General features: G+C 61.5%; 17 protein-coding genes and 6 pseudogenes. 11 read left to right on the top strand and 12 right to left on the bottom strand.

The genetic code is table 11. The features are described 5' to 3' along the window. Positions 1-138 precede the first annotated feature (138 nt). Entirely contained in the window at positions 139-1,380 is a 1,242-nt protein-coding gene (locus ACYP5B_RS07460; protein ID WP_459569157.1) for an adenylate/guanylate cyclase domain-containing protein, read from the top strand. Between the two features lie 208 nt (positions 1,381-1,588). Here the strand turns inward: ACYP5B_RS07460 and ACYP5B_RS07465 are convergent. From ACYP5B_RS07465 to ACYP5B_RS07475, 3 genes and pseudogenes are all read right to left on the bottom strand, one after another. Next, positions 1,589-1,781 (bottom strand): annotated as a pseudogene (locus ACYP5B_RS07465) (nuclear transport factor 2 family protein); the annotation flags it as partial. Then, complete coding sequence (locus ACYP5B_RS07470) at positions 1,705-2,037, bottom strand: hypothetical protein (RefSeq protein ID WP_459569172.1); 333 nt, start codon at positions 2,035-2,037, stop codon at positions 1,705-1,707. The gene ACYP5B_RS07470 and the pseudogene ACYP5B_RS07465, both read right to left, overlap by 77 nt. A 222-nt stretch (positions 2,038-2,259) precedes the next feature. Continuing rightward, positions 2,260-2,589: a hypothetical protein gene (locus ACYP5B_RS07475; RefSeq protein WP_459569158.1), complete on the bottom strand. Its 330-nt coding sequence runs from the start codon at positions 2,587-2,589 to the stop codon at positions 2,260-2,262. Positions 2,590-2,750: 161 nt separating this feature from the next. Here ACYP5B_RS07475 and ACYP5B_RS07480 point away from each other — a divergent pair, with 161 nt between their 5' ends. Next, positions 2,751-2,921, top strand: a complete 171-nt coding sequence (locus ACYP5B_RS07480; protein WP_400098556.1) for a hypothetical protein — start codon at positions 2,751-2,753, stop codon at positions 2,919-2,921. 156 nt (positions 2,922-3,077) lie between these two features. On the opposite strand, the gene ACYP5B_RS07485 is transcribed toward ACYP5B_RS07480, so the two are convergent. The 5 genes and pseudogenes from ACYP5B_RS07485 to ACYP5B_RS07505 all read right to left on the bottom strand — a co-directional run bounded on the left by ACYP5B_RS07485 (position 3,078) and on the right by ACYP5B_RS07505 (position 9,403). Further along, positions 3,078-4,271, bottom strand: coding sequence for an adenylate/guanylate cyclase domain-containing protein (locus ACYP5B_RS07485; RefSeq protein WP_459569159.1), 1,194 nt, complete (start codon positions 4,269-4,271; stop codon positions 3,078-3,080). Beyond that, entirely contained in the window at positions 4,268-6,085 is a 1,818-nt protein-coding gene (locus ACYP5B_RS07490) for a PAS domain-containing hybrid sensor histidine kinase/response regulator (protein WP_459569160.1), read from the bottom strand. Before ACYP5B_RS07490 ends, ACYP5B_RS07485 begins: the two co-directional genes overlap by 4 nt. 313 nt (positions 6,086-6,398) lie before the next feature. Further along, positions 6,399-6,553, bottom strand: a pseudogene (locus ACYP5B_RS07495) (IS6 family transposase); the annotation flags it as partial. Between the two features lie 6 nt (positions 6,554-6,559). Continuing rightward, positions 6,560-8,569 (bottom strand): sigma-54-dependent Fis family transcriptional regulator, encoded by a 2,010-nt coding sequence (locus ACYP5B_RS07500; RefSeq protein WP_459569161.1) that lies wholly within the window; start codon positions 8,567-8,569, stop codon positions 6,560-6,562. Between the two features lie 300 nt (positions 8,570-8,869). After that, the gene (locus ACYP5B_RS07505) at positions 8,870-9,403 is read right to left on the bottom strand and encodes a lecithin retinol acyltransferase family protein (RefSeq protein WP_459569162.1); all 534 of its coding nucleotides are present in this window, start codon (positions 9,401-9,403) and stop codon (positions 8,870-8,872) included. A gap of 144 nt (positions 9,404-9,547) precedes the next feature. Here ACYP5B_RS07505 and ACYP5B_RS07510 point away from each other — a divergent pair. The 8 genes and pseudogenes from ACYP5B_RS07510 to ACYP5B_RS07545 all read left to right on the top strand — a co-directional run. Then, positions 9,548-9,947, top strand: a pseudogene (locus tag ACYP5B_RS07510) (IS5 family transposase); the annotation flags it as partial. Positions 9,948-10,307: 360 nt separating this feature from the next. Further along, positions 10,308-10,433 (top strand): annotated as a pseudogene (locus ACYP5B_RS07515) (IS110 family transposase); the annotation flags it as partial. A gap of 258 nt (positions 10,434-10,691) precedes the next feature. Beyond that, on the top strand, positions 10,692-12,836 hold the full coding sequence (locus ACYP5B_RS07520) for a hydantoinase/oxoprolinase family protein (protein WP_459569163.1): 2,145 nt from the start codon (positions 10,692-10,694) through the stop codon (positions 12,834-12,836). Positions 12,837-12,847: 11 nt separating this feature from the next. Then, positions 12,848-15,172, top strand: a complete 2,325-nt coding sequence (locus ACYP5B_RS07525; protein ID WP_400098566.1) for a hydantoinase B/oxoprolinase family protein — start codon at positions 12,848-12,850, stop codon at positions 15,170-15,172. A gap of 23 nt (positions 15,173-15,195) precedes the next feature. Beyond that, positions 15,196-15,705 (top strand): acetone carboxylase subunit gamma, encoded by a 510-nt coding sequence (locus ACYP5B_RS07530; protein WP_459569164.1) that lies wholly within the window; start codon positions 15,196-15,198, stop codon positions 15,703-15,705. 192 nt (positions 15,706-15,897) lie between these two features. Next, positions 15,898-17,445 carry a class I adenylate-forming enzyme family protein gene (locus tag ACYP5B_RS07535; RefSeq protein WP_459569165.1) on the top strand — a complete coding sequence of 516 codons (1,548 nt, stop codon included), beginning with the start codon at positions 15,898-15,900 and terminating at the stop codon, positions 17,443-17,445. 425 nt (positions 17,446-17,870) lie between these two features. Next, complete coding sequence (locus tag ACYP5B_RS07540; RefSeq protein ID WP_459569167.1) at positions 17,871-19,865, top strand: sigma-54-dependent Fis family transcriptional regulator; 1,995 nt, start codon at positions 17,871-17,873, stop codon at positions 19,863-19,865. Positions 19,866-20,115: 250 nt separating this feature from the next. Beyond that, positions 20,116-20,241 (top strand): annotated as a pseudogene (locus ACYP5B_RS07545) (hypothetical protein); the annotation flags it as partial. Between the two features lie 114 nt (positions 20,242-20,355). Here ACYP5B_RS07545 and ACYP5B_RS07550 read toward each other — a convergent pair. Then, a complete protein-coding gene (locus tag ACYP5B_RS07550) occupies positions 20,356-20,658 on the bottom strand; it encodes a hypothetical protein (RefSeq protein WP_400098574.1) in 303 nt (100 codons plus the stop codon). On the opposite strand from ACYP5B_RS07550, the gene mgtA reads away from it, so the two are divergent. Continuing rightward, the gene (gene mgtA, locus ACYP5B_RS07555; RefSeq protein WP_459569168.1) at positions 20,657-23,203 is read left to right on the top strand and encodes a magnesium-translocating P-type ATPase; all 2,547 of its coding nucleotides are present in this window, start codon (positions 20,657-20,659) and stop codon (positions 23,201-23,203) included. The two genes, ACYP5B_RS07550 and mgtA, sit on opposite strands and share 2 nt — an antisense overlap. A 114-nt stretch (positions 23,204-23,317) precedes the next feature. Here the strand turns inward: mgtA and ACYP5B_RS07560 are convergent. From ACYP5B_RS07560 to ACYP5B_RS07570, 3 genes and pseudogenes are all read right to left on the bottom strand, one after another. Beyond that, positions 23,318-23,512, bottom strand: a pseudogene (locus ACYP5B_RS07560) (hypothetical protein); the annotation flags it as partial. A 90-nt stretch (positions 23,513-23,602) separates the two neighbouring features. Then, positions 23,603-23,863, bottom strand: coding sequence for a transcriptional regulator (locus tag ACYP5B_RS07565; RefSeq protein ID WP_459569169.1), 261 nt, complete (start codon positions 23,861-23,863; stop codon positions 23,603-23,605). Between the two features lie 123 nt (positions 23,864-23,986). After that, positions 23,987-24,315 (bottom strand): Hsp20/alpha crystallin family protein (locus ACYP5B_RS07570; protein ID WP_459569170.1); only part of this gene is annotated, 329 nt, incomplete at its 5' end.

Below are 24,315 nucleotides of genomic sequence, written 5' to 3' on the forward strand. Positions count from 1 at the left end.
CGAACGGCAACGTGGCCTGCCGGTCAAGGCGTGCCGCGCCGTTGTAGATATGCTCCAATAGCAAAAGCCCTGCCTTCGAAAGCCAGCCCATTAGGCTGACTCCTATATGAGTTTGCGGCGGAGCGGAAGAGGTGAAGCATGATCCTTATTAGCCGCCAGCTGTTCTCGGCCAGCCCGGAAATTCGGGTGCGAGATGTAACGCTCTCCGCACACGACGACTTCCAAACCCAGCGAGCCAAGCTTGCAAGCATCATGCTGGACGCAATGTACCAGTTCGTCGGCCTGCTAGACGTCGACGGCAAGATGCTCGAGATCAATCGCGCAGCGCTCGAGGGAATCGGCATTCAAATGGATGACATTCGCGGAATGCCATTCTGGGAGGCCAGATGGTGGGTCATCTCTCCGGAGACCCAGCGCGTCTTGCAACAGCTGATCCGGCGCGCAAGCCAAGGCGAGTTCGTCCGCGGTGACTTCGAGGTATACGGCCAAAAGAGGGGCGAGGAGACGATCATTGTCGACTTCTCGCTATTACCTATTAGAGATTCGGATGGCAACGTGGTGTTCCTACTGCCTGAAGGGCGCAACATCACGGAAAAGAAGCGCACCGAGGCAGCGCTTGCGCGAAAGAACGAGGAGCTTCAAGCGAGCTGGGATCTGATCTGCCGTCAGCGCGATGAACTGCAGAATCTTTACGACAGACTCACGGTTGAGCAAGAGCTCTCGGAGCGGCTGCTTTTGAACCTGCTGCCCTACCCGATCGCTGAACGACTGAAGGCACGTCCGGAAATCGTAGCCAACAGCATCCCAGAAATCATAGCCGACAGCTTTCCCGCAGTGACGGTCTTGTTTGCGGACATCGTGGCGTTCACGCGTTTCTCGGCGGCCATGAGCGCCGAATGCCTGGTCGCAGTGCTCAACGAGATCTTCACCGAATTCGATACCATCGCCGACCGGCGCGGGCTTGAGAAGATCAAGACGATCGGGGATGCTTACATGGCAGCAGCGGGGCTACCGCAACCGGTTTCTGACCATGCTGTCCGAGCTGCCGACATGGCACTGGACATGATAGACGCGCTCACCCTGTTCAATCGACGCACCGGCTATAGCCTCCAGATGCGAGTGGGCATCAATAGTGGTTCAGTGGTGGCCGGCGTCATCGGCAAGCGCAAGTTCATCTACGATTTATGGGGCGATACAGTAAACACCGCAAGCCGGATGGAGTCCCATAGTTTGGCTGGAAGGGTGCAGGTTACCGACGCAACGCGCAATCTGTTGGGCGGGGCCTTTCTGTTTGAGGATCGTGGCATCATCGTCGCGAAAGGTATCGGTGCAGTGCATACTTGGTTTCTGACTGGCCGGTGCGCACCGGTATCACGGTAGCATCGTTTCATCGCGAGACACATCGATCCCAACATCTCCGAACCCGCCTCAACGCGTGTCGTACTGTCTGTTGCGCGGCAACGTACCTGGAATGATTCGAATCGTTGCGAAACTGAGAATCGTCAACCACTGCCCGACAAGGCCCCGCACCGGCCGCGCTGCCCAGCCGATACGGTCTTAGTCTGGGGCCATTTGTGTGAGCCGGCCTTTATCGCTGCCCGCTGCTCTTCTCCTTCTGCAGCCAAGGGTGGCGCCCGGTGTCTTCGCCAGCATAGTCCGGGTCAAGGTAGATATAGCAACGCTGAATCCCTGAAATCGCGAATCTCAAACGCATCGCACCAGCGCCCCGCGTGTGTCACGCCCGCGCGCCACGCTGCACCAGCGGCCGTGGTGCCGTGGCTGGCGTTGAAGCCCATGTTCGGCATGCCCGTCGATCTTCCGGTAGCGTAGCAGCGACGACAGCCCGACGAAGGTGTCGGTGCCCGCACTCGCCACGCGGTATCCTTGGCTGTCCCAGGTGCGTGTGTCGTTGTTCCATTGCAGGTTCTGGCCAAACGAGCTGTAAGGCTCCGTGAAATCCGAGCTGAATTGCCAAGTCTGCGGCCGATTGGTGGCAAACGGAATGCCTGCCGCCCCGGCCGGCACATGCCGCTGCAATCGTTACCGCCGCCCAGCGCACCTCCCTCCGTTTGCCAATACCGGCATCGGAACGGGCCTTGGCGGTCCGCTCCATGGAGATCGAGCAGCTAAATCTGCAGATCTCAAAGCTAAGGCGGATGCGGTTCGGCCGGCCTTTGCGACTGCCGGCAATTGGTACTTCCTGTGACTGTGACAAAGTAGTTCCCATCACTATTTGATGGGAACTACTTTGGCGCCACTCTACTGAACGGTACAGACGGTGCTGGCGACTCGCTTACCACCAGTCCGGAAGCACTTCGCCTCCAGCTGCTGTCGGTATTTGGCATAGAGCAAGCCCGAGAGCATACGGGCGCCGCGAGGCCTGGCCTGCGTCAAGGCCTTTTTCTTCGCACTGAAGTGCAGGTCTTCCGCCACCAGCGGCTTCCGGGCCGCCTTGGCCATGCCGACGGCCACGCAAAGGGCGTCGGACAGCAGCGCCTCGCGCTGTCCGGAGGTGGCATCCTCTCGCAGCAAGGGCAACCGCAGCGTGCGCAACATGTTGAGCGCCCGCCGGCAATAGCCGTTGGCCACAAGTACAGCATTTTGCAGAACGCCTGCGATGGATCGGGCAGCACTGCTGCAGCATACGAGCGGATTCTTCGCGCGAGCGCCTAAAGAATTTTCCACCGGCGTCGTTAGTCTTCCTGTTCCGCTGGTTTGTACGATGCGGCATCCCAAGTTGATGACAAAAAATGAGTGAACTAGCAAAGAACAACCATGGCGACGAATGGAGCGCCTTTGATCTCAAAGATGAATACTTGCGCAACGGCACAAAGTTTGAATGGTTTGCGTGTGCCTTCTGCGATGTGGAGGTAGCACCAGCGGCGGTGGCTGCTAATCGAGTGGCCTGCTGGGGACGCTGACCCATTGAAGTACTTCCTATCGACCCTCCCGGCCGACGCCCCAGGCGAGCGCGATCGACTTCTGCGCGCTCGGCCGTTTTGTGTTGTTCGTAGCCTCAGTGTTGGGTCCGGCCACGCCCCAATGACAATCTTCGATTACGCTGCAGCGCCCGGCGATCACCCGGACGACGCACTGCACCTGCCGGTCAAGAACCAGGTATGCAGCGCCCCTATGCCCTTGGCGTCGATGGTGCCACGCTCCTCGACCTGGAACAGCTCACCCAGCCGCCGCCGCGTCGCATCCGTCACCTGCACGCGACCGGCCACGCCGTGCGATTCCATCCGGCTGGCGCTGTTGACGGCGTCGCCCCACAAGTCGTAGATGAACTTGCGCTTGCCAATGACGCCGGCCACCACCGCGCCGCTGTTGATGCCGATGCGCAGCTGCAAGCTGTAGCCGTTGCGCGCATTGAAGCCGGCCAGCGCGTCGATCATGTCCAGCGCCATGTGCGCCGCCCGTGCTGCGTGATCGGCCGCCGCGACCGGCAGCCCTGCGGCAGCCATGTAGGCATCGCCGATGGTCTTGATCTTCTCGAGGCCGCGATGGTCGGCAATGCTGTCGAAGTCGGTGAAGATCTCATCGAGCACCGCCACCAGTCGCTCGGGGTTCATGCCGGCAGAAAAGCGAGTGAATTCAACGATGTCGGCGAACAATACAGTGGCCTCCTGAAAACTGTCGGCAATCACTCCGGGGTGCGCCTTCAGGCGCTCGGCAATCGGGTAGGGCAGCACGTTGAGCAGCAACCGCTCCGACACCTGCTGCTCCGCGACGATCTTGTCGTACAGCTCCTTGAGCTCGTCCCTCTGATGGCGGATCAGCTCGCGGCTGGTCTCCAGCGCCTGTTCGGCTTGCCGGCGCTCGACGATCTCCTGTTGCAGCTGCGCGTTTTGCGCCTCCAGCCGCTGTTGCATCGCATGCAGGTTCAAGTGCGTGCCGACCCGCGCCATCACTTCGTCGATCTGCAGCGGTTTGGTGACATAGTCGACCCCGCCCGCCTTGAACGCTGTGATCTTGTGCTCGGTCTCGGTCAGCGAGGTCATGAAAATCACTGGGATCTTTCGGGTGCCTGCCAGCGCCTTCAAGCGGCGGCAGACTTCAAAGCCGTCCAGTCCCGGCATCATCACGTCGAGCAGGATCAGGTCCGGCTGTACAAAGTCGGCGCGTTGCAGCCCCTCTTCGCCGTCCTGCGCGACGACGATCCGAAAGCCGTGGTCCTCAAGACTTTCCACGATCACGTCCAGGTTGGCTGGCGTGTCATCCACAATCAGGATCGTGTGGGTGCCCGTTTCCTGTGCCGAGGTCGCCGTCATGGCGCTGGCCTCCTTTCCAGGTGCCGCTCCACAAGGCTTAGAATGGCTCTGGACTGATACCCCTTAGCCAACAGGCGCAGTTGGTCGGCGAACGGACGATAGCGCTCATCGAGCTCGGCTAAGTGAGCGGCGCGCTGCACTATGTCGCGCATGTTTCCCTCCCGCGCCAGACGATGCAGGATTTCCATCTCCTGCGCCGGTGGCACCAGCAGCGGCCCGGGCGCCTGATGTTCGGGAGCGGAGCTCGCTGGCGTCGCTGTGTAAGTCCAGCTGAGCTTCAGCAGGCTGGCGATCTGTGCCAGGAGCATGCCGAAGTCGATCGGTTTGGGCTGGAACGCGCTCATTCCGGCTGCCAGGCTGCTCTCTTTGTCGCCACCGGAGGCGCTGGCGGAAATCGCGATGATCGGCACATCCTTCTGGGCCGGCAGCTGGCGCAGGCGGCGCGTGGCTTCCAGCCCGCCCATCTCCGGCATGACGATGTCCATCAAGATCAAGTCCGGGCGCAAGGTTTGGGCTTTTTCCAGTCCCTCGCAGCCGTTTTCCGCCTCGACCATCTCAAAGCCGATCTGGCCCAGCATGTCGACCACTACGGCCCGATTCTCGGCCACATCATCGACGACCAACACCTTCTTGCGCGGCCCCTGATAGCCGGTCACGACCCCTGCGGCAGACGGCGGCGCGATCTCGAGCTCGACCACCGGCAGTAGTTCCAGCTCGAACCAGAAGGTGCTGCCCTGGCCGATCCGGCTCTCGACCCGGATCTCGCCCCCCATCAGGCGCACAAAGCGCTGGCTGATGGCCAGGCCCAGGCCGCTGCCCCCGAGCCGGCGCTGCGCGTCGCCGCCTTGCTCGAAAGGCTGGAAGATGGATTCCAATTGCTCCTCGCGGATGCCGATGCCGGTGTCTTGCACTTCGAAGCGCAGCCGGGCGGGAGGAAAAAAACGCACCCGCAGGCTGACCTGACCGCGGTCGGTGAACTTGACCGCATTGGCCAGCAGGTTGAGCAGCGCCTGGCGCAGCCGCTTCTCGTCGGCGCGTATGCCGCCGGGCAAGTCCGGCGCGGAGTCGCAGATAAAGGCCAGCCCCTTCTGCTCCGCCTTGACGCTGATGATCTCGGCAATGATGCGCAGGAACTTGGCCAGCGGGATGTCGGTGAGGCTGAGCTCCTGCTTGCCGGCTTCGATCTTGGCGAAATCGAGTACATCGTTGATGAGCGTCAGCAGTTGCTCGCCGCTTTGCTGGATCACGCGCAGCCCCGCGACCTGCCGCTCGCCCAGCGTGGTGTCCCGCAGCAGTATCTGCGCGTAGCCAAGAATACCGTTCAGCGGCGTGCGCAGCTCATGGCTCATGCTGGCAAGGAAATCAGATTTCGCGCGGTTGGCTCTTTCCGCCGCGGCCTGCAGCTGCTTTTGGTCCTCAATGTCAGTGCTGGTCCCAACCCATTTGACGATATGTCCATTCAAGTCTTTAAGCGGCAATCCGCGGGCCAGATGCCATCGATAAATGTCATCGGAGGCTCTCTTCCAGCGGTATTCAGTTTCATAATCTTCACCGCTCTCTAATGAGCTCGTCCAGCGATCGATGGTGGGTTGCAAATCATTCGGGTGGAGTGCTTGAGTCCAGCCCCACCCTTGGAGTTGCTCAAAAGTAAGTCCCGTATAGGTGATCCACCGTTGATTGCTGTAGTCGATCCAACCATCCGGCATGGCTGTCCACACTATTTGGGGCATCGCATCTGCAAGCGACCTGAAGCGCCGTTCGCCCTCATCAATTTCGTCTGCTAAAGAAGGCAATTTTTCCGGGGGACTGGGCATGTTTGCCTACCTGAATAAGAGCAAAAATATTGCTGGCAGCGCGCCCACGCTTTGCTAGTCGCGGCCCATCGATCAAGGCGCCGTCCGCTTCCACCAACCCGTGCAAACGGTATTACTTATCCCGTTCACTCATCACCGGGCCATACGCAGCATAGTGTGTGCCGTGATCGATGACACGTCAAGCTGCTCGGACCAGCGAAAAGCGGAAATGCCGCCCTTGTCCGAAACCGTCAGACATATGGCCGAGAACGATTTCTGCAGCGGCAGTTTGCTGGCGCGAACCCAGCCTCACACGGCCGCCAAACGATCTGATTACTGTACGCCACAACAGGTAGGGTTCGCCGCGGAGCATGACAAACATCTCGTCAACATGGCATGTACTGCGCGGCTTTTGGCCCGCGGCTTTCACCCGGCGGGCAAAGCCTCACACCAGCATCGGATCGTCTCGTATGTCACGGTCACTCCGCGGGCCAATCAAGCCGCTACATGACCGGCGCCTGAACTACCAGGCTCAGCCCGAATCGCGGCCAGTTTGACGTACAGCGTGCTCCTCGAAATACCCAGAGTCCGGGCGGCCATAGACATATTTCCGTGGGCATTCGCGATCGCATCAAGTATCGCTTGTCTCTCCAATTCCTCAAGACGGCCGAATGAGACAGGGATTGACGTCGAGGTGGATTTGGAAAGTGAGTCCTTTGCCGTCTGTGCGATGCTCGGGGGTAACAGAGAAGTATCGATGATGTTGCCTTCGCTGAGCGCGAACATCACCTCGAAGACATTCTGCAGTTCACGTATGTTGCCCGGCCAGCGATAGCTCAGAAGCGCCTGGCGCACGGCGAGTTCAAGCTGCTTGGGCGCACATCCATACTTGCGTGCGAGTTTGCTGTTGAGATGCTCGAAGATGGCCTCGATATCGCCAAGCCGATCGCGCAGCGGCGGTAGTAGCAGGCTGACCACGCAGAGGCGGTGGTACAGGTCTTCGCGGAAGCGCCCTGCGGCGATCTCCTTCTGCAGATCACGGTTAGTGGCTGCGACAACGCGCACTGAAACGCGCCGCTCGCGGGTATCGCCCAGGCGGACCACAACGCCATCCTGCAGCACGCGCAACAGATGAGGCTGCATGTCAAGTGGCATCTCGCCGACCTCGTCGAGGAAGAGCGTGCCGCCGTCGGCTTGCTCAAACTTCCCCGGAAGGCCACCACGACGGGCGCCTGTAAAGGCTCCGTCGGTATAGCCAAAGAGTTCACTGGCCAGGAGCTCACGGGTAAAAGCGCCGCAATTGACGGCAATGAACGGACCCTCGGGACGGTTACCTGCCCGATGCAGCGCTCGGGCAAAGAGTTCCTTCCCTGCGCCGGTCTCGCCAAGGAGCAGTACCGGCAGATCGAGAGGGGCGATACGGCGCGCGCGTGCCTTGGTCGCCTCCAGCACCTCGCTTCCCCCAATGATCTCGCCAAAAGCATCGTTGTTTCCTGCCATCGTGGCCGTGGGCCGCGATACAGCGGTTCGATTCTGGCGCACCCCGAGCGGAATCACCAGTATCGTACCCACCATACCGTCATGGTCCTTTACCGGGTGCAGCCATTCGGGGCGCAGCCACTCCGGGCGTTGGCAGCACCGATCGATCTCGGACAGTGCAAGATCGAGTCCTGGCACCTGGCCGCCAACTTCCAGGGGCAGCCGCACGTCATAGCTCTCCCGCACTGCCTGCGCATTTCCGTTAGTACGGACAATGCGCCCACGGCTGTCGACGAGCACAACGTAGTCGCTGGCGTAACGGATGAAATGATCGATGGCTCGGGTCAGCAGCCGCTCGTGGAGAGCAACGTCGCAGCGGGCCAGTTCGCTTTCGATCTGCCTGGCGGCAGTCACCACCAAGCCCAAGGTGTGGCCATGGAAGGTTTCCTTGATGCCAGAAACATCCACGATTCCCAGCAGGGTGCGACTAAAGGGGTCAAGAATGGGAGCCGCCGCGCAGGTCCAGCGCTTGACGTCCAAGCAGAAATGCTCGTCGGCATGGATCTGAACCGGAGCGGCGGTGGCGATCGCGGTGCCGATGGCATTGGTGCCAATGACATCCTCATTCCAGCAGCCACCGGTGGCCAGGTTGATCCCCTCGCCAACGCTGCGGGCCCTGGTCTCGCCATTGAGGTGGAGCACTGTGCCGCCCGGATCGCAGAGCATGATGAGGGTGCCGCATTCCCGCAGGATATCGCGCAGGCCCTCGAGCGCCGGACGCGCAGCATCACAGAGATCGCGGTTCTGCCGCTGCAACTGGCGGACACGTTCGGCTGCGGCCCCCGGTGCGGAGTGCCTGGCAGGGTCAACGGCCTCAGAACGACACCGCTGCCACGACGCCAGGACGACGCTGCGCACACCTGCCACTTCCAGGGGCTGGTCCCGCATAAAACGCTCCCAGGCGGAGGCCACGACGGGTTCGTCGCCGATGCGGGGGATCAGGGTGCCGCAACCAGAAAACTGCATGGGACGATCACTCTCAATTGACTAGAATAACGGTATCCGCGTGCCATCACCGAGTCAACAAATCTCTTTTAAAATCAACAATTTGTGCTTTGCAGCAAACCAACCGGAGGGTGTCCGGATTCCGGTCATCGCACCTTTAGGTGTCCGGAAACCGGACAGTGACAACAAGCGCCCCCGACAAGCGCGGTAGCCGCAGCCGCCACGAACGGCCGCCCGCCCATATGCAAACGGTGGCCGATGTAGCGGAAGCCATGCATGCCGCCTAGCCATTGGTCTCTCCCGATGCGCCAGAGCGCGGGTTCAGGAACTGGATTGCGTTGAATTCGCGGAGGTCCCGCCCTCGAATCCAAATCGGGAAACCGCTCGCAGCACGGACACACTTCGCGAGCTTGTGACCGTGAGCCACCTGAGAGCTTTGAACCCGGCAACCAGCGCATCGCTTGCCCAGAACTTCCATACGTCGATCTGATCACTCCGGCTCTCGCCATATAAGCGCCACATACAGAAGTGCTCACAGTTATTGGAAATCGGACGATAGCGATCCTCGCCGATGCGGGAGTAGGCGCGTTGGACGGCTTCCATACCAGCGAACCTGGCGCTGGGGCTTTGCCGGACCCAGACCGGATGCCCATGCGCGAATTCTGCGAGCGTGACCTTATGCACCGGGCCGCGACGCAGTGACCGCGACACGTAATGCACGACCTTGCCGGCCCCCGCGTAGACGCCATGATGCGTGTACCAAAGCCGATCGGTAACGAGATGGGTTCCGATCGCCAGGTCCGTGTCGGCAACCGCTTCGACAATCAGGCGCCTTGACCTAATTGAATTCTTCATGGGCTTCACCACGTTTCGCTGCCCTTCGCGTGAGACCGGCGCATAGCGCGTGCCAGCGCTACAAACGATCTGCGTGGAAAGTCAAAGTCCATCGCGGCAGCGACAGGCAGGCCTACATGCCCACGCCTGGCGCGACCCGCGTTGGGCATCCTGTTCGTGTTCAAGATCGGAATACGCTGGTGCGACCTGTCGACCAAGTGGGGATTTGGTTCGTGTTCGACCTGCTGGAGACGGCTGCGCGACTGGCAGAAGGCCGGCGTGTGGAAGCGATTGCACGAGCTACTGCTGGCGAAGTTACGCGAGGCCGGCGAACTCGATTTCTCACGAGCAGCCGTCGACTCGTCGTCGGTGCGATCTGCTGGGGCGGGCGAAAAACTGGCCCGAACCCACGGATCGCTCGCGACTAAGTTCCAAGCATCACATCCTCGTCGATGCGAATGGCGTCCCCATCAGTGCGATCCTGACCGGCGCGAACCGCAACGACGTCACCCAATTGCTGCCGCTCATTGACGCGATCCCACCAATTCGCCGCGTGCGTGCGCGGACAAGCCGAAACGTGCCTTGGCTTTCGTGATCGCCGTCAGCACGGACGCTGTATCCCCTGCTGCGACCGAGTATCGGCTCGGCGCGCGAAGGCGACATACAGCCAACCGATGACTGCCGTATCCTGTCCTTGAAGGGCTGTGTCAGGCGCATTCATTTTCGTGCTCCTTTCGAAAAACGAGTGTCCGATTCCTCGTTTTACTCCAGGGGGCTTACCTCCGCGGCCCTTACATAGGCAGTATGACTTCCCGTGAGGCGGAGGCTGGCCTGCCGTGAGAAGTCAAACGCGGGTTAGCATGACTGCCAGAGCCGCATGGTGTGGACAGTGCCACACCCGGCGATTTCCAGCGCGGAGGCCAGAATGGAACACGATAGCACTTGGTATGTCGGTTTAGACGTCCATAAGGATTCGATCACCGTCGCTTATGCACTCGGCATGGCCGAGGTCGAACTGCTTGGCAAGATCGGTATGTCGAAGGCCGATATCTCAGTATCGAAGGACAGTCGCATCGATCGCTGGCCAAAAAGCGTCCGATTCCCGGACACCGCTGCCCAGGGCGTCGGGAATCCGGACAGCGACTGCAGCCCCCCCGCGACCAGGGATGTGGCCAAGGAATGCCGCTAACTCATTGATTTCAATGACCTTGCGGAGCTGCTCCCTGGTGCCGGCCAGGCCTGGCACAGGCTTTGCCATTGATGAGTCGTGGGAACTCCCACCATGACTACACCAATGACAGGAGGCAGTATGCAACCGCAGTCCACCGTACAGGTGATGGGCATCGATGCTGGTGGCACGATGACCGACACTTTCTTCGTTCGCTCCGATGGCCGCTTCGTGGTCGGCAAGGCGCAGAGCAATCCCGGCGACGAATCCCTTGCCATCTACAACTCTTCCGAAGATGCCCTCGCCCACTGGAACCGGACAGTGGACGACGTCTATCCGCAACTGGTGACTTGTGTCTATTCCGGCACGGCCATGCTCAACCGCATCCTCATGCGCAAGGGCCTCGACGTTGGCCTCATCTGCAACCGCGGCTTCGAGCAGATCCATTCGATGGGCCGCGCACTGCAGAGCTACCTGGGTTATGCCCTGGAGGACCGCATTCACCTGAACACCCACCGCTACGACGAGCCCCTGGTGCCCGTCTCGCGCACGCGCGGCGTCACCGAGCGCACCGACGTGCAGGGGAAGGTGGTCATCCCGCTGCGTGAAGACGAGGTCCGCCGGGCTACCCGGGAACTGGTAGAGGCCGGCTCGCAAGCAATCGTCATCTGCCTGCTGCAATCCCACAAGAATGAATCCAGCGAGCAATGCGCGCGTGACGTCGTGCGCGAGGAGTTGAAGAAGCTGAAGGCCGATATCCCGGTCTTCGCCTCGGTGGACTACTACCCGTCGCGCAAGGAGAGCCACAGGATGAATACCACCATCCTTGAGGCTTACGGCGCCGAGCCTTCGCGCCAGACCTTGAAGAAGGTGAGCGACCGGTTCAAGAAGCATGGCGCCAGGTTCGACCTGCGGGTGATGGCCACGCACGGCGGCACCATCAGCTGGAAGGCCAAGGAACTCGCACGCACCATCGTCTCCGGCCCCATCGGCGGCGTCATCGGCTCCAAGCTACTGGGCGAGTACCTCGGCGACGAAAACATCGCTTGTTCCGACATCGGCGGTACCAGCTTCGACGTGGCCCTGATCACCAAGGGAAATTTCGCCATCAAGTCCGATCCCGACATGGCCCGCCTGGTGCTCTCCCTGCCCCTTGTGGCGATGGACTCAGTCGGCGCCGGCGCCGGCAGCTTCGTGCGCCTCGACCCCTACAGCAAGTCGATCAAGCTGGGCCCAGACAGCGCCGGCTACCGCGTAGGCACCTGCTGGCCGGAAAGTGGCCTCGACACGGTGTCCGTTTCCGACTGCCACGTCGTGCTCGGCTACCTGAATCCGGAGAACTTCCTGGGCGGTGCCATCAAGCTCGACGTGCAGCGCGCTCGCGACCACATCCAGGCGCAGATCGCCGACCCACTCGGCCTGTCGGTCGAGGATGCCGCCGCCGGCGTCATCGAGCTGCTCGATCTCACCCTCTCCGAGTACCTGCGCGCCAACATCAGTGCCAAGGGCTACAACCCGGCGGAATTCACCTGTTTCTCCTACGGCGGCGCCGGCCCGGTGCACACCTACGGCTACACCGGGGGCGTCGGCTTCAAGGACGTCGTCGTGCCGGCCTGGGCGGCCGGCTTCTCGGCTTTCGGCTGCGCCTGCGCCGACTTCGAGTACCGCTACGACAAGTCAGTGGACCTTGGTGTTGCCCAGCACGCCCCCGACGCCGACAAGGAAGCCGCCTGCAAGAGCCTGCAGGAAGCCTGGTCTGAACTGGCAGTCAAGGTCATCGACGAATTCGTCCTCAACGGCTACAAGCCCGAGGACGTGCTGCTGATCCCCGGCTACAAGATGCAGTACATGGGCCAGTTGAATGACCTCGAGATCGTCTCGCCGGTGACCAGCGCCGCCAGCGCCGGCGACTGGGACCAGATCGTCGAGGCCTTCGAGAACACCTACGGTCGCGTCTACGCGAGCTCCGCCCGCTCGCCGGAACTGGGCTTCTCGATCACCGGCGCCATCCTGCGCGGCACCGTCGTGACCCAAAAGCCGGTGCTGCCGGAAGACCCGGATGCCGGCCCGACGCCGCCCAGGGAAGCATATCTTGGCACCCGTCCCTTCTACCGCCACAAGAAGTGGGTGGATGCCGCGCTCTGGAAGATGGAAGCCCTCAAGGCCGGCAACCACATCGTGGGTCCCGCCATCATCGAATCCGACGCCACGACCTTCGTCGTGCCCGACGGCTTCGAAACCACGATCGACAAGCACCGCCTGTTCCATCTCAAGGAAGTGAAGTAAGGAGACCCGCCATGAACATGATGAGCAATAAAGAAGTCGGCTTCGCCGACCTGCTGCAGAACGGCCAGACGCTCAAGCAGTACCGCGACCGCATCATCGAGCGCACCAAGGCCACCGGCCACTACAACGGCCTCGAGAAGCTGGAATTCCGTGACAGCGACCCGATCGGCTACGAGAAGCTGTTCTCCAAGCTGCGCGGCGGCCTGGTGCATGCCCGCGAAACCGCCAAGAAGATCGCCGCCAGCCCCATCGTCGAGCAGGAAGGCGAACTCTGCTTCACCCTCTACAACGCCGCCGGCGACTGCGTCCTGACCTCGACCGGGATCATCATCCACGTCGGCACCATGGGCGCGGCGATCAAGTACATGATCGAGAACAACTGGGAAGCCAACCCCCGCATCAACCCCCGGGACATGTTCACGACCAATGACTGCGCGATCGGCAACGTCCACCCCTGCGACATCGCCACCATCGTCCCGATCTTCTGGGAAGGCCGGCTGATCGGCTGGGTTGGCGGCGTCACCCACGTCATCGACACCGGCTCGGTGACGCCGGGCTCAATGTCCACCGGCCAAACCCAGCGCTTCGGCGACGGCTACATGATCACCTGCCGCAAGACCGGGGTGAACGACGAGCCGCTGCGCGACTGGCTGCACGAGTCCCAGCGCTCAGTGCGCACGCCGAAGTACTGGATCCTCGACGAAAAGACCCGCATCGCCGGCTGCCACATGATCCGCGACCTGGTGGAGGAAGTGATCCGCGCCGACGGCATCGAAGCCTACGAGAAGTTTGCCTTCGAGGTCATCGAAGAGGGCCGCCGCGGACTGCAGAGCCGGATCAAGGCTATGACCCTGCCGGGCAAGTACCGCAAGGTCTCGTTTGTCGACGTGCCTTACAAGCATGACGACGTGCAGGTCTCCAACGCCTTCGCCAAGCTCGACTCCATCATGCATTCGCCGGTGGAGATGACCATCAAGCCGGACGGCAAGTGGCGCCTCGACTTCGAGGGCGCGAGCCGCTGGGGCTGGCACACCTTCAACGCCCATCAGGTGGCATTTACTTCCGGGATCTGGGTGATGATGTGCCAGACCCTGGTGCCCACTCAGCGCATCAACGACGGTGCCTACTTCGCCACCGAGTTCCGCCTGCCCAAGGGTACCTGGTGCAATCCGGATGACCGCCGCACCGGCCACGCTTACGCCTGGCACTTCCTAGTCTCCGGCTGGGCGGCCCTGTGGCGCGGCTTGTCGCAGTCCTACTTCAGCCGTGGCTATCTGGAGGAGGTCAACGCCGGTAACGCCAACACCTCCAACTGGCTGCAAGGCGGCGGCATCAATCAGGACGGCGAGATCCACGCGGTCAATAGCTTCGAGGCCAGTTCCTGCGGCACTGGCGCCTGCGCCGTCAAGGATGGCCTCAACCACGCCGCCGCCATCTGGAACCCGGAAGGCGACATGGGCGACATCGAGATCTGGGAGATGGCCGAGCCGCTGCTCTACCTTGGCCGGAACGTCAAAGCCAATTCCGGCGGCTACGGCAAGTACCGCGGCGGTTGCGGCTTCGAGACGCTGCGCATGGTGTGGAACGCCCAGGACTGGACCATGTTCTTCATGGGTAACGGCTTCATGAACAGCGACTGGGGCATGATGGGCGGCTATCCTTCGGCCACCGGCTACCGCTTCGAGGCACACAAGACAGGCCTGGACAAGCGTATCGCTATCGGCGACTCTTTGCCTCTGGGCGGCGACATCGATCCGGGCAACCCGGACTACGAGCGCCACATCGATGCCACTGCCGTGGTCAAGCGTGACAAGCAGTGCATCACCACCGAGGACTGCTACGCCAACCACGACCTCTACCTCAATTACCTGCGCGGTGGTCCGGGCTTTGGCGACCCGATCGACCGGGATCCGAAGGCCGTCGAGGCAGACCTCAACCAGAAGTTCCTGCTGCCGGAATACGCGCAGAAGGTCTATGGCGCCATCTTCACCCAGGACGCGAAGGGCGTGTTCACGGTGGATGCGGATAAGACCCGGGCCCGCCGTGCCGAGATCCGCAAGGAGCGCCTGGCCCGAGCTCTGCCGACCCGCGAATGGATGAAGGAGGAGCGCGAGCGCATCCTCAACAAGCACGCCTCCGTCCAAGTGCAGCACATGTTCGCCACCAGCTTCGCCCTGTCCGAGAAGTTCACACGGGAGTTCAAGGAGTTCTGGAATCTCCCCGCGGACTGGCAGGTCCTGGAGGAGGAGCTGGGAGTGCCCTCTTACGGCGCCAAGCACCGGATGGACCTCTCCCTGCTGCCCGACGTCACCACCGTCGTCCAGGTCGAAGAGTAATCACCGAATCAAGGAGCTGAACAATGTCTGCCTACACCAATGAACAGGTTGCCCACCTCGTCGAAGGCTCCCTGGACTGGGAAACCACCTTCCGCATGCTCTCGATGCCCAAGGATGACAGCCGCTTCGAGCAGTACCTGGCCGCCCTGCAGGCCAAGGTGAGCTTCCCGGACCGCATCGTGCTTCCGCTCGGCCCGCACATGCATATTGTGCAATCGGCCGCCACCAAGAAGTGGATGGTCAAGTGCGATTGCGGCCACGAGTTCTGCGACTACCGCGAGAACTGGAAGCTGCATGCTTCGATCTATGTGCGCGACACCGAGGAGGCGATGACCGAGGTCTATCCCAAACTGATGGCCCCAGATACCCAGTGGCAGGTATACCGCGAGTACTATTGCCCGGCGTGCGGCACCATGCACGACGTCGAGGCGCCCACCCCATGGTATCCCGTGATCCACGACTTCGAGCCAGACATCGAGGCCTTCTATAAGGAATGGGTGCAGCTACCGGTCCCGGAGCGCGCTCCGGACTGATCGGCGGGTGAAGAGCGGGGGCAGGCACTGCCTGTTCCCCACAGCCCAAGCAACAGGAAATATCGGAAAGAGCCAGGCAAGCGCCACGTCAGCGCTTGCCTGGGCAGGAGCGATGATGATTTACGGCTTCATGGCCGCGCCCAGCCTGACTGGCTGCGCGGAAGGGATCCGGCGTGGCCTGATGGAGGATACATGAACCCCAACCTTGCTCAAATGCTTGTCCGCACGGCCCGAGCCTATCCTGATCAGGCAGCGCTCTTTCTCGGCACCGAGCCGCTATGTACCTTCGAGCAGCTTACCGACCGCGTCGCGCGCTGCGCCTGCGGCTTGCGAGACTGGCTCGGACTACGTGGCGGTGAACGGGTGGCGCTGATCATGAAGAACTGCCCGCAGTATGTCGAGCTTTTGTACGGCATCTGGCACGCGGGCCTGTGTGCCGTACCGATCAACGCCAAGCTGCATCCGCGTGAAATCAATGGCATCCTGCAGGACACTGGCGCCTGCCTCTGCGTCGTCACCGACGTCGAAGCAGAGCTTGGCACACGGACCATCGTCGTCGGCTCCACCGACTACCATGCCCTCTTCGCGGGACCGGGCATGCCGGTCACCGATGTCGCCGAAGACGCCCTCGCTTGGCTGTTCTACACGAGCGGCACGACCGGCAAGCCCAAAGGGGTCATGCTCTCCCACCGCAATCTGACCGCCATGTCGCGGGCCTATGCCAGCGCTGTCACACGCGTCGCTCCGGGCGACAGTCTGATTCATGCTGCGCCAATGTCCCACGGCTCGGGACTCTACGTAGTCCCCCACATTGCCGAAGGCGCGAGTCAAGTGATTCCACCTTCCGGCGGCTTCAATGTCGCCGAGCTGGTCGGCCTGGTCGCCGCACACCAGCGCCCGAGCTTCTTTGCCGCGCCGACCATGCTCAACCGCCTGGTCGAATATGCGCGCCGGACCCGGGCTGACCTCTCCAGTCTCAAGGCCGTAATCTGTGGTGGTGCACCGCTCTATGTGGAGGACGAGGTCGCCGCACTCGAGTGCCTGGGCCCCCGGATCGCCCAGATTTACGGCCAGGGCGAAAGTCCAATGACCATCACTGCCCAGTCGCCCCACGAGATCGCCCGCGCCCATGCCGCCGGCGACCTCAAAGCGCTGGCTTCGGTCGGGCGTACCTTGCCCGGCGTGGAGATTCGGATCGCCGATGCGGAGGACCGCGCGCTCCCGGTGGGGGAAATTGGTGAAGTGCTGGTGCGAGGACCCGCCGTGATGCAAGGCTATTGGAACAACCCGGAGGCCAGTACGGCGACGCTGCGCAACGGCTGGCTACATACCGGCGATGTCGGGTGCCAGGACGAGCACGGTCAGCTCACCCTCAAGGACCGCAGCAAGGAGACGATTATCAGCGGTGGCTCCAACATCTACCCGCGCGAGGTGGAGGACGCTCTGCTCGCCCATGCCGCTGTCGCCGAAGTTTCCGTGCTCGGCCGCAGCCATCCCGACTGGGGAGAGGAAGTGGTAGCCGCCGTCGTGCTGAAAGCCGGGATGCGGATGAGCAGCTCTGAACTGGATCAGTGGTGCCTGCACCGCATCGCCAAATTCAAGCGGCCGAAAGCCTATCTGTTCGTCGAAGAGTTGCCGAAGAACAGCAACGGCAAAGTACTTAAGACGGCACTACGCGACTTGTTGGCCCAACGTGGTGAACAGGCGAATGCCAGGACCTGGCGCTGGAAGCTCGCGTAGATAGCGGGAAGCGCCAATGCCAGCTATATACCCGGTCCGCTGTAAGGGTTCTGATAATCATATAGCCGGTCTCCCCTCCGTTCGGTTCGAACGGCTGGCGTCGAGTCGAGGTGCGATCTCCGACGTGACGCACAGGAGGCCGGCATGAGCAAGTTTAGTGGAATCGACCTGCACTCGAACAACAGTGTGGTTGTGGCGAGCGATGAAGCTGACCGGGTTATCTACCAGCGGCGGTTACCAAACGATCCGGTCCGGATCCGGGCCGCGCCAAGTCCCGGCTGGCACTGGCGGTGCCGTCGGGAGTAGCAGGATGCACAGTAGCGGGCGCCAGTCCAGCGATAAAAGACAAAGAACAAAGCCAGAGAGCGAGCCGACACACAGGCCATTCGTGATCCGCCTCGAGCGGACCGGCAAGGAGACATAGCATGCAAGAAGCCGACACACAGATCGACTGGTTTTCCCATCCCGACCATGACGCTAGCATTATGTCTGCCTGGGAACACCTGATTGACGGCGGCGAGGCGAATGCCAGCGAGTTGCGCTGCGTGGTGGACGACTCCTGGCGGCGCTGTCTGGTGGGACAAGTCGATCCCGGCGCGGGGGCCGCGCCGCCGCCGCTCGACGAAAGTAGCCTGCGTGCGCGGCGCGAGAAGAACGAGCGGCTGGTTAGCGCCAGCCTGCCGCTGATCCAGCAGACGCGCGAGTTCCTGTCGCAGACCGGCACCATCATGCTGCTGGCCGACCCGGACGGCATGATCCTCCAGCAGGAAGGCGATATGCGCATCGTCGAGCCCGCCGAGGAAGTCGGCCTGATTCCCGGCTGCGACTGGACGGAGCTGAACTGCGGTACCAATGCCATCGGCACCGCGCTGGCCTTGCAGCAGCCGGTGCAGATCCATGGCGCCGAGCATTTCTGCGCGGGCATCAAGCGCTGGACCTGCTCGGCCACCGTGATCCGGGACCCGCTGGACTGCAGCGGGCTTGGCGTGATCGACGTCTCTGGCCTCGCGCAGACCTATAGCCGGCACAGCCTAGCTCTGACGGTATCGCTGGCTGGCCGCATCGAGAGCCGCCTGGCCACGCTGGCGATGGACCGCCGCCTGCGGCTGCTGGACCGCTGCGCCGGCCAATTCGGCTCGGCGCGCAGCGACGGCGTTCTGGTCCTCGACGAATGCGGCAGGCTGGTCAAGGCGAATCCGCAAGCACCTTCAACACTCACAAGGCTGGGCGTAAACACGGCATTGAACAGCGGCTTCTCCGTTCCCGGCCTCAACACGCGTACGACGGGCGCCGCCCGGCCCACTCCGGAATGGCTGCGCCTGGCCCGGGTCGAGGTGGTCCGCGATGCTGGCGAGATACTGGGTTTCCTGGTGGTGATTCCGGCCGCCCCGCATTGCCTTGCTGCCGGGACGGCAAGCATGCCGGCCTCGCGCCCGGGTCTGGCGCCGGCTTTTTCCCGTATCGTGGGCAATGGCACGGCGCTGCGCTCGGCTGTGGAAAAGGCGCAGCACCTTGCGCCGTCGCGAGCGCCAATATTGCTGCTGGGAGAAACGGGCGTGGGCAAGGAACTGTTCGCGCAGGGCATTCACCAGGCCAGCGGCTGTTCGGACGGACCGTTCGTGGCACTGAACTGCTGCGGGCTGTCGCGGGACCTGCTCGCCAGCGAACTATTTGGCTACGCGGAATCGGGCTCCGCCGGCAAGATCGAGGCTGCCAACCGGGGCACCCTGTTCCTTGACGAGATCGGGGAGATGCCGCTCGACATCCAGCCGCATCTGCTGCGCATGCTGGAGGAAGGGGAAATTTACCGCCCGGGCGAGAACGCGCCGCGCAAGGTCAGTTTCCGCCTGGTTGCCGCAACCCACCGGAACCTGCGGGACGATGTGGCCGCGGGCAAATTCTGCATGGACCTGTTCTACCGCATCGCGGTCACCAATATCGTCATCCCGCCGCTGCGCGAGCGCAAGGACGATATCTCCGCGCTGGTTTCGCACTGGCTGACCCAATTGTGCGAGCGCTACGGCGTGCCGATGGCGACGTTCGACGACCATGCCTACCGATGCCTGCTCGCCTACGACTGGCCGGGCAATGTCCGCGAATTGCGCAATGCGCTTGAAGGCTCGTTGCTGATGGCCGATGGCGGCGTAATTACGGTCGACAAGCTGCCGCTTGAGATCGGTTCGGCAGGCACGTCGGACGGTGGTGGCAACTCACGAGGTACCGACGGCGGACTGCCCGATGCCGTCTGCTCGCTGGAGGTGACCGAGGCGGAATCGATCCGAAAGGCCCTCGCGTATAGCGCGGGCAACCTGACCAGGACTGCCTTGCACCTTGGGATAGCGAAGAGCACCCTCTACCAGAAGATCCGCAAGTACGGCCTGACGGCCGCGCTCAGCGAGACGCGGGGCAGGGTGACATAGGATGGGGCGCCGGCAGCCGTGCCGGACAGAGCGGCTGCCCCATGATTACCTCGTCATGGGGCAGCCTTTCTCATTCTGTAATGCCGTCATGGATGGCAGCGTGTTGCAGATCTATTTCCGCTAATGGCGACCTCTAATTACGCAAATGTGGGTGCCAGCCAGGATAGATGACGGAAAAACGCTCGTAGCTCTATCAAGATGGGTTCTCCGACTGCTAAGAGTCTTCCGGGGATAGCGTGCCCATGGACGTGGACTTCTACCTCCAACAATCCAGGTCTCTGAAGCCCGCTTAGTTGTCAACGCTTCACACACACTCGTGATCTTCATCATGGAGCGTTGGCATGCCGCAACTGCATCTAGCCCATCGTTCCCGTAGGCAGCGTATGTGGCCGCTGAGCTCAAATACTGAACGACTGCTTTCAGCGAGATTGACTGACCTGCTTCGCGTCGGGTGCATTATTCCCATGAATCGGAGCGTGGCACTTTCGTGTCAAGGCTGAACCTGATACGGTGCAAATACCGACAGGCGCTGATCGACCGTGGCGCCGCCGACGGTAAAGTGATACAGGCTTTGCCAAGCGTCGCAACTCGCGACGTGGCATCGCTTCACCAAACTTACCCAAAATCCGTCTGCTGCTTTCTGAGCGAATGCCTGTCCTGCCCCGCGCATGTCTTTGACGCTTCGCCGTGACAGGGCACGACCAAGTACCGGCTGCGGCGCAAATTCATTGACATGGACAAGCCCGCTAGACTGGATACCGCTATGCGTGAGTTCGCCGGAGGAATCCATCATGCCTACACCTGCGGTCACACCGGATTCCGCATTCTGGCAGCTCCCTGTCACAGTGCTCCTGGAACAGGTGGCCACAAGCCTTGACGGATTGAGCAGTGCTGTGGCCGCTGCGCGCCTGGCACAGTTCGGCCCAAACCTGATCCATGGGGAGCGAAAAAGAGCGCTGCCCCTTCAATTTTTGGCCAAGTTCCGCAACCCCTTGGTCATTATTCTTCTCACTGCCAGTGCCATTTCCGCTTTCACCGGCGACACCGCCAGCTTTTTCATTATCGGTACCATTGTCATCATCAGCGTGTCCCTCGATTTCGTCCAGGAATACCGGGCTGGTCAGGCGGCGGACCGACTGCGCCAGTCGGTGGCAGTACGCGCGCAGGTGCTACGGGACGGCAAGCCCCTTGAAATACCGCTTGCGGAGTTGGTGCCTGGCGATGTGGCGCTCCTTACCGCAGGCGACCTGATTCCCTGCGACGGCAGGGTGCTGGAGGCAAAGGACTTCTTCGTCAACCAGGCCCTCCTTACCGGCGAACCATATCCGGTGGAAAAGACCCCCGGTGAATTGCCGGGAGAGACTGAGATCCTCTCGGCCAGTAATACCGTGCTGTTGGGGACATCAGTGATCAGCGGCACGGCCAGGGTGCTGATGTGCCGCACCGGGCAGAAAACGGCGCTTGGCGAGATTGCCGACAGCTTGCTGGCCTCGGCCCCGCCCACCGCCTTCGAGCAGGGGACCCACCGCTTCGGGAACCTCATCATGCGCATGACGATCCTCCTCGTCCTGTTCGTCCTTCTCGTCAACGCCTTCTTTCACCGCCCGTGGCTCGAATCGTTCCTGTTTGCTGTGGCCCTGGCAGTCGGGCTGACGCCTGAACTCCTCCCCATGGTGGTCTCCGTGACGCTGTCGCGAGGCGCACTGCGCATGGCCGCCAGCAAGGTGATCGTCAAGCGGCTCGCCTCGATCCACGATCTGGGCAGCATGGACGTATTCTGTAGCGACAAGACCGGCACCCTGACGGAGGCCCGCATCCACCTGGAGCGCCACCTGGACCCCCTGGGCCGCGAAAGTCAGCGCGTCCTGGAGCTGGCCTACTTCAACAGCTTTTTTGAAACAGGACTAAGAAGCCCCCTGGATGTCGCCATCCTGGAGCACACAGAAATCGACGTGAGCGGCTGGCGCAAGATCGATGAAGTGCCGTTCGACTTCGAGCGCCGCCGGGTATCGGTACTCCTTGACAACGGGACGACCCGACTGCTCGTGGTCAAGGGAGCGCCCGAAGACATCCTGCGACTGTCGGTCAGCTATGGGTTGAATGGAGAGGCGGGTCTGCGGCCCCTGAATGAAGCGGCGCTCAAAGGGATCAACGGGCAATTTGAGAGTCTCAGTGACGAGGGCTTCCGGGTACTGGGAATCGCCTCTCGGCAGGTGGGGATGGACCACGCCCATGCCGTGGTGGGCGATGAAGCGGAACTGGTCTTTGCTGGCTTCGCGGCCTTCCTCGATCCCCCCAAGGAGAGCGCCAAGGTGGCCCTGGCAGCGCTTGCCGCCGATGGGGTCGCTGTCAAGATCATCACCGGTGATAATGAACTGGTCACACAGCATGTCTTCGCCCAACTCGGGCTCCCGGTAGTGGGTGTACTTACCGGCGCGCAGATCCAGCAAATGGATGACCCGGCACTCGCAGCGCGGGCGGAGCAAGTGAACCTCTTCTGCCGCGTGGCGCCTGCCCAGAAAAACCGGGTCATCCTGGCGCTGAAGCGGCGCGGTCATGTGGTCGGGTATCTCGGCGACGGGATCAATGACGCGCCTTCGCTTCATTCCGCCGATGTGGGCATTTCCGTGGACAGCGCCGTGGACGTGGCGAAAGCGGCGGCAGACATGATCCTGCTGGAACATGACCTGTTAGTCCTCCATGCCGGCGTCCAGGAAGGACGGCGCACCTTCGGCAATATCATGAAATACATCATGATGGGAACCAGCTCCAATTTCGGCAACATGTTCAGCATGGCCGGCGCCTCGCTTGTTCTCCCCTTCCTCCCCATGCTGCCAGTGCAGATCCTGCTCAACAATCTCCTCTACGACGTATCCGAACTTCCCATTCCGCTGGACCGGGTAGATGATGATTACTTGACCCATCCCCGCCACTGGGACATGAATTTCATCCGCAATTTCATGTTGATTATCGGCCCAGTCAGCTCGATCTTCGACTTCCTCACCTTCTACATCATGCTGACGGTCTTTCATGCCGGCGAGACGCTCTTCCATACTGGCTGGTTCATTGAGTCCATGGCCACGCAGGTGCTGGTTATCTTCATCATCCGCACCCGCAGGAATCCTTTCCGGAGCTACCCGAATCCGTGGCTCATCGCCTGTTCTTTGGCGGTGGTGGCAGTGGCCGTGCTGCTGCCGTTCACCCCTGCTGGCGTGCATCTCGGTTTCGTCGCGCCGCCGGCATTCTTCTTCCTCATCCTCGCTGCCATGCTGCTCTTCTATCTGTTGGCGGTGGAGGGAATGAAACAATGGTTCTTCCGCCGCTTTGCAACAGAGTGACACAGAAGGGTGAATTCTTATCCCAGCTACGCCGTCCTTCACCGCAACAAAGAAGGCATCTGAACGGCACTGGCAGCACCCGTTTGAACCCCACCGCAGGGATTTCGGCCAAAGGAGTCTGGTTACCGTGACGTAGCCCTGTAAACCGAAGTTCTCGTCGCCTTTTGGGTCAGTTGTATCCGTTTCCATGAGTTCGAAATCACCTGCTGCCAGACCATTACGCCGCAAGGCCGCAAGAAAGTCCTGTTTTTCATCCAGTTCGGAAAACCGGAGGCAATGTGGCAGGAGACGCTGTTCTTCCAGGTACATGCGCATGGTCTGGATATGCCTGCTTCCAGGCGAGTATCCAATTGGGCAGTTGGTCATCTTTCACCCGTCGCCCCAATAGCATGCAGGATCTCATTCCGACTTATCGAAGATGCCGGCTTCGAGATCTTTCCTGAAATGCTGAACCCAATCGGTTTCATAGCCGATGGGGTACTCCCTTGCAACTTGTGTCGATAGTCTGGTTACCGTGACGTAGCCCTGTAAACCGAAGTTCTCGTCGCCTTTTGGGTCAGTTGTATCCGTTTCCAGGAGTTCGAAATCACCTGCTGCCAGACCATTACGCCGCAAGGCCGCAAGAAAGTCCTGTTTTTCATCCAGTTCGATCAGTCGCATCGTCGGTCCCTCACCTGTTCAACGGGGCGAAAACCGAAACTCTCTTTCAACGATTCCAGTTTCATGTCAGCCCGCCTACGTGTGGGCAGCCATGGGCGATGCCCAAGGCCCGCTCGGCTTACATCACGCCACCTTGACCTCAATGCGGCTTGGTTGTGCGTGTTCGGCTTTCGGAATGCGCAGCTTGAGCACGCCGTGGTTGAGCTCGGCGACGACCTTCTCAGCATCTAGTTCCTTGGAGAGCGTGAACACGCGCTGGTAACGCGGCAGGGAAACCTCCGTGTAACTGGCTTCCATGTCGTCCGGCTGAGCCAGGACGACTTCGCCCTTGATGGTCAGGATATCGCCTTCCACCAGCACGACCAGCTTGTCCTTGGGCACACCCGGCAGATCGGCGTACAGGGTGATGCCTGCGGCGTCCTCGTACACATTCACTGGCGGCATCAGGGCCG

Source organism: Cupriavidus sp. 8B, assembly GCF_054589115.1.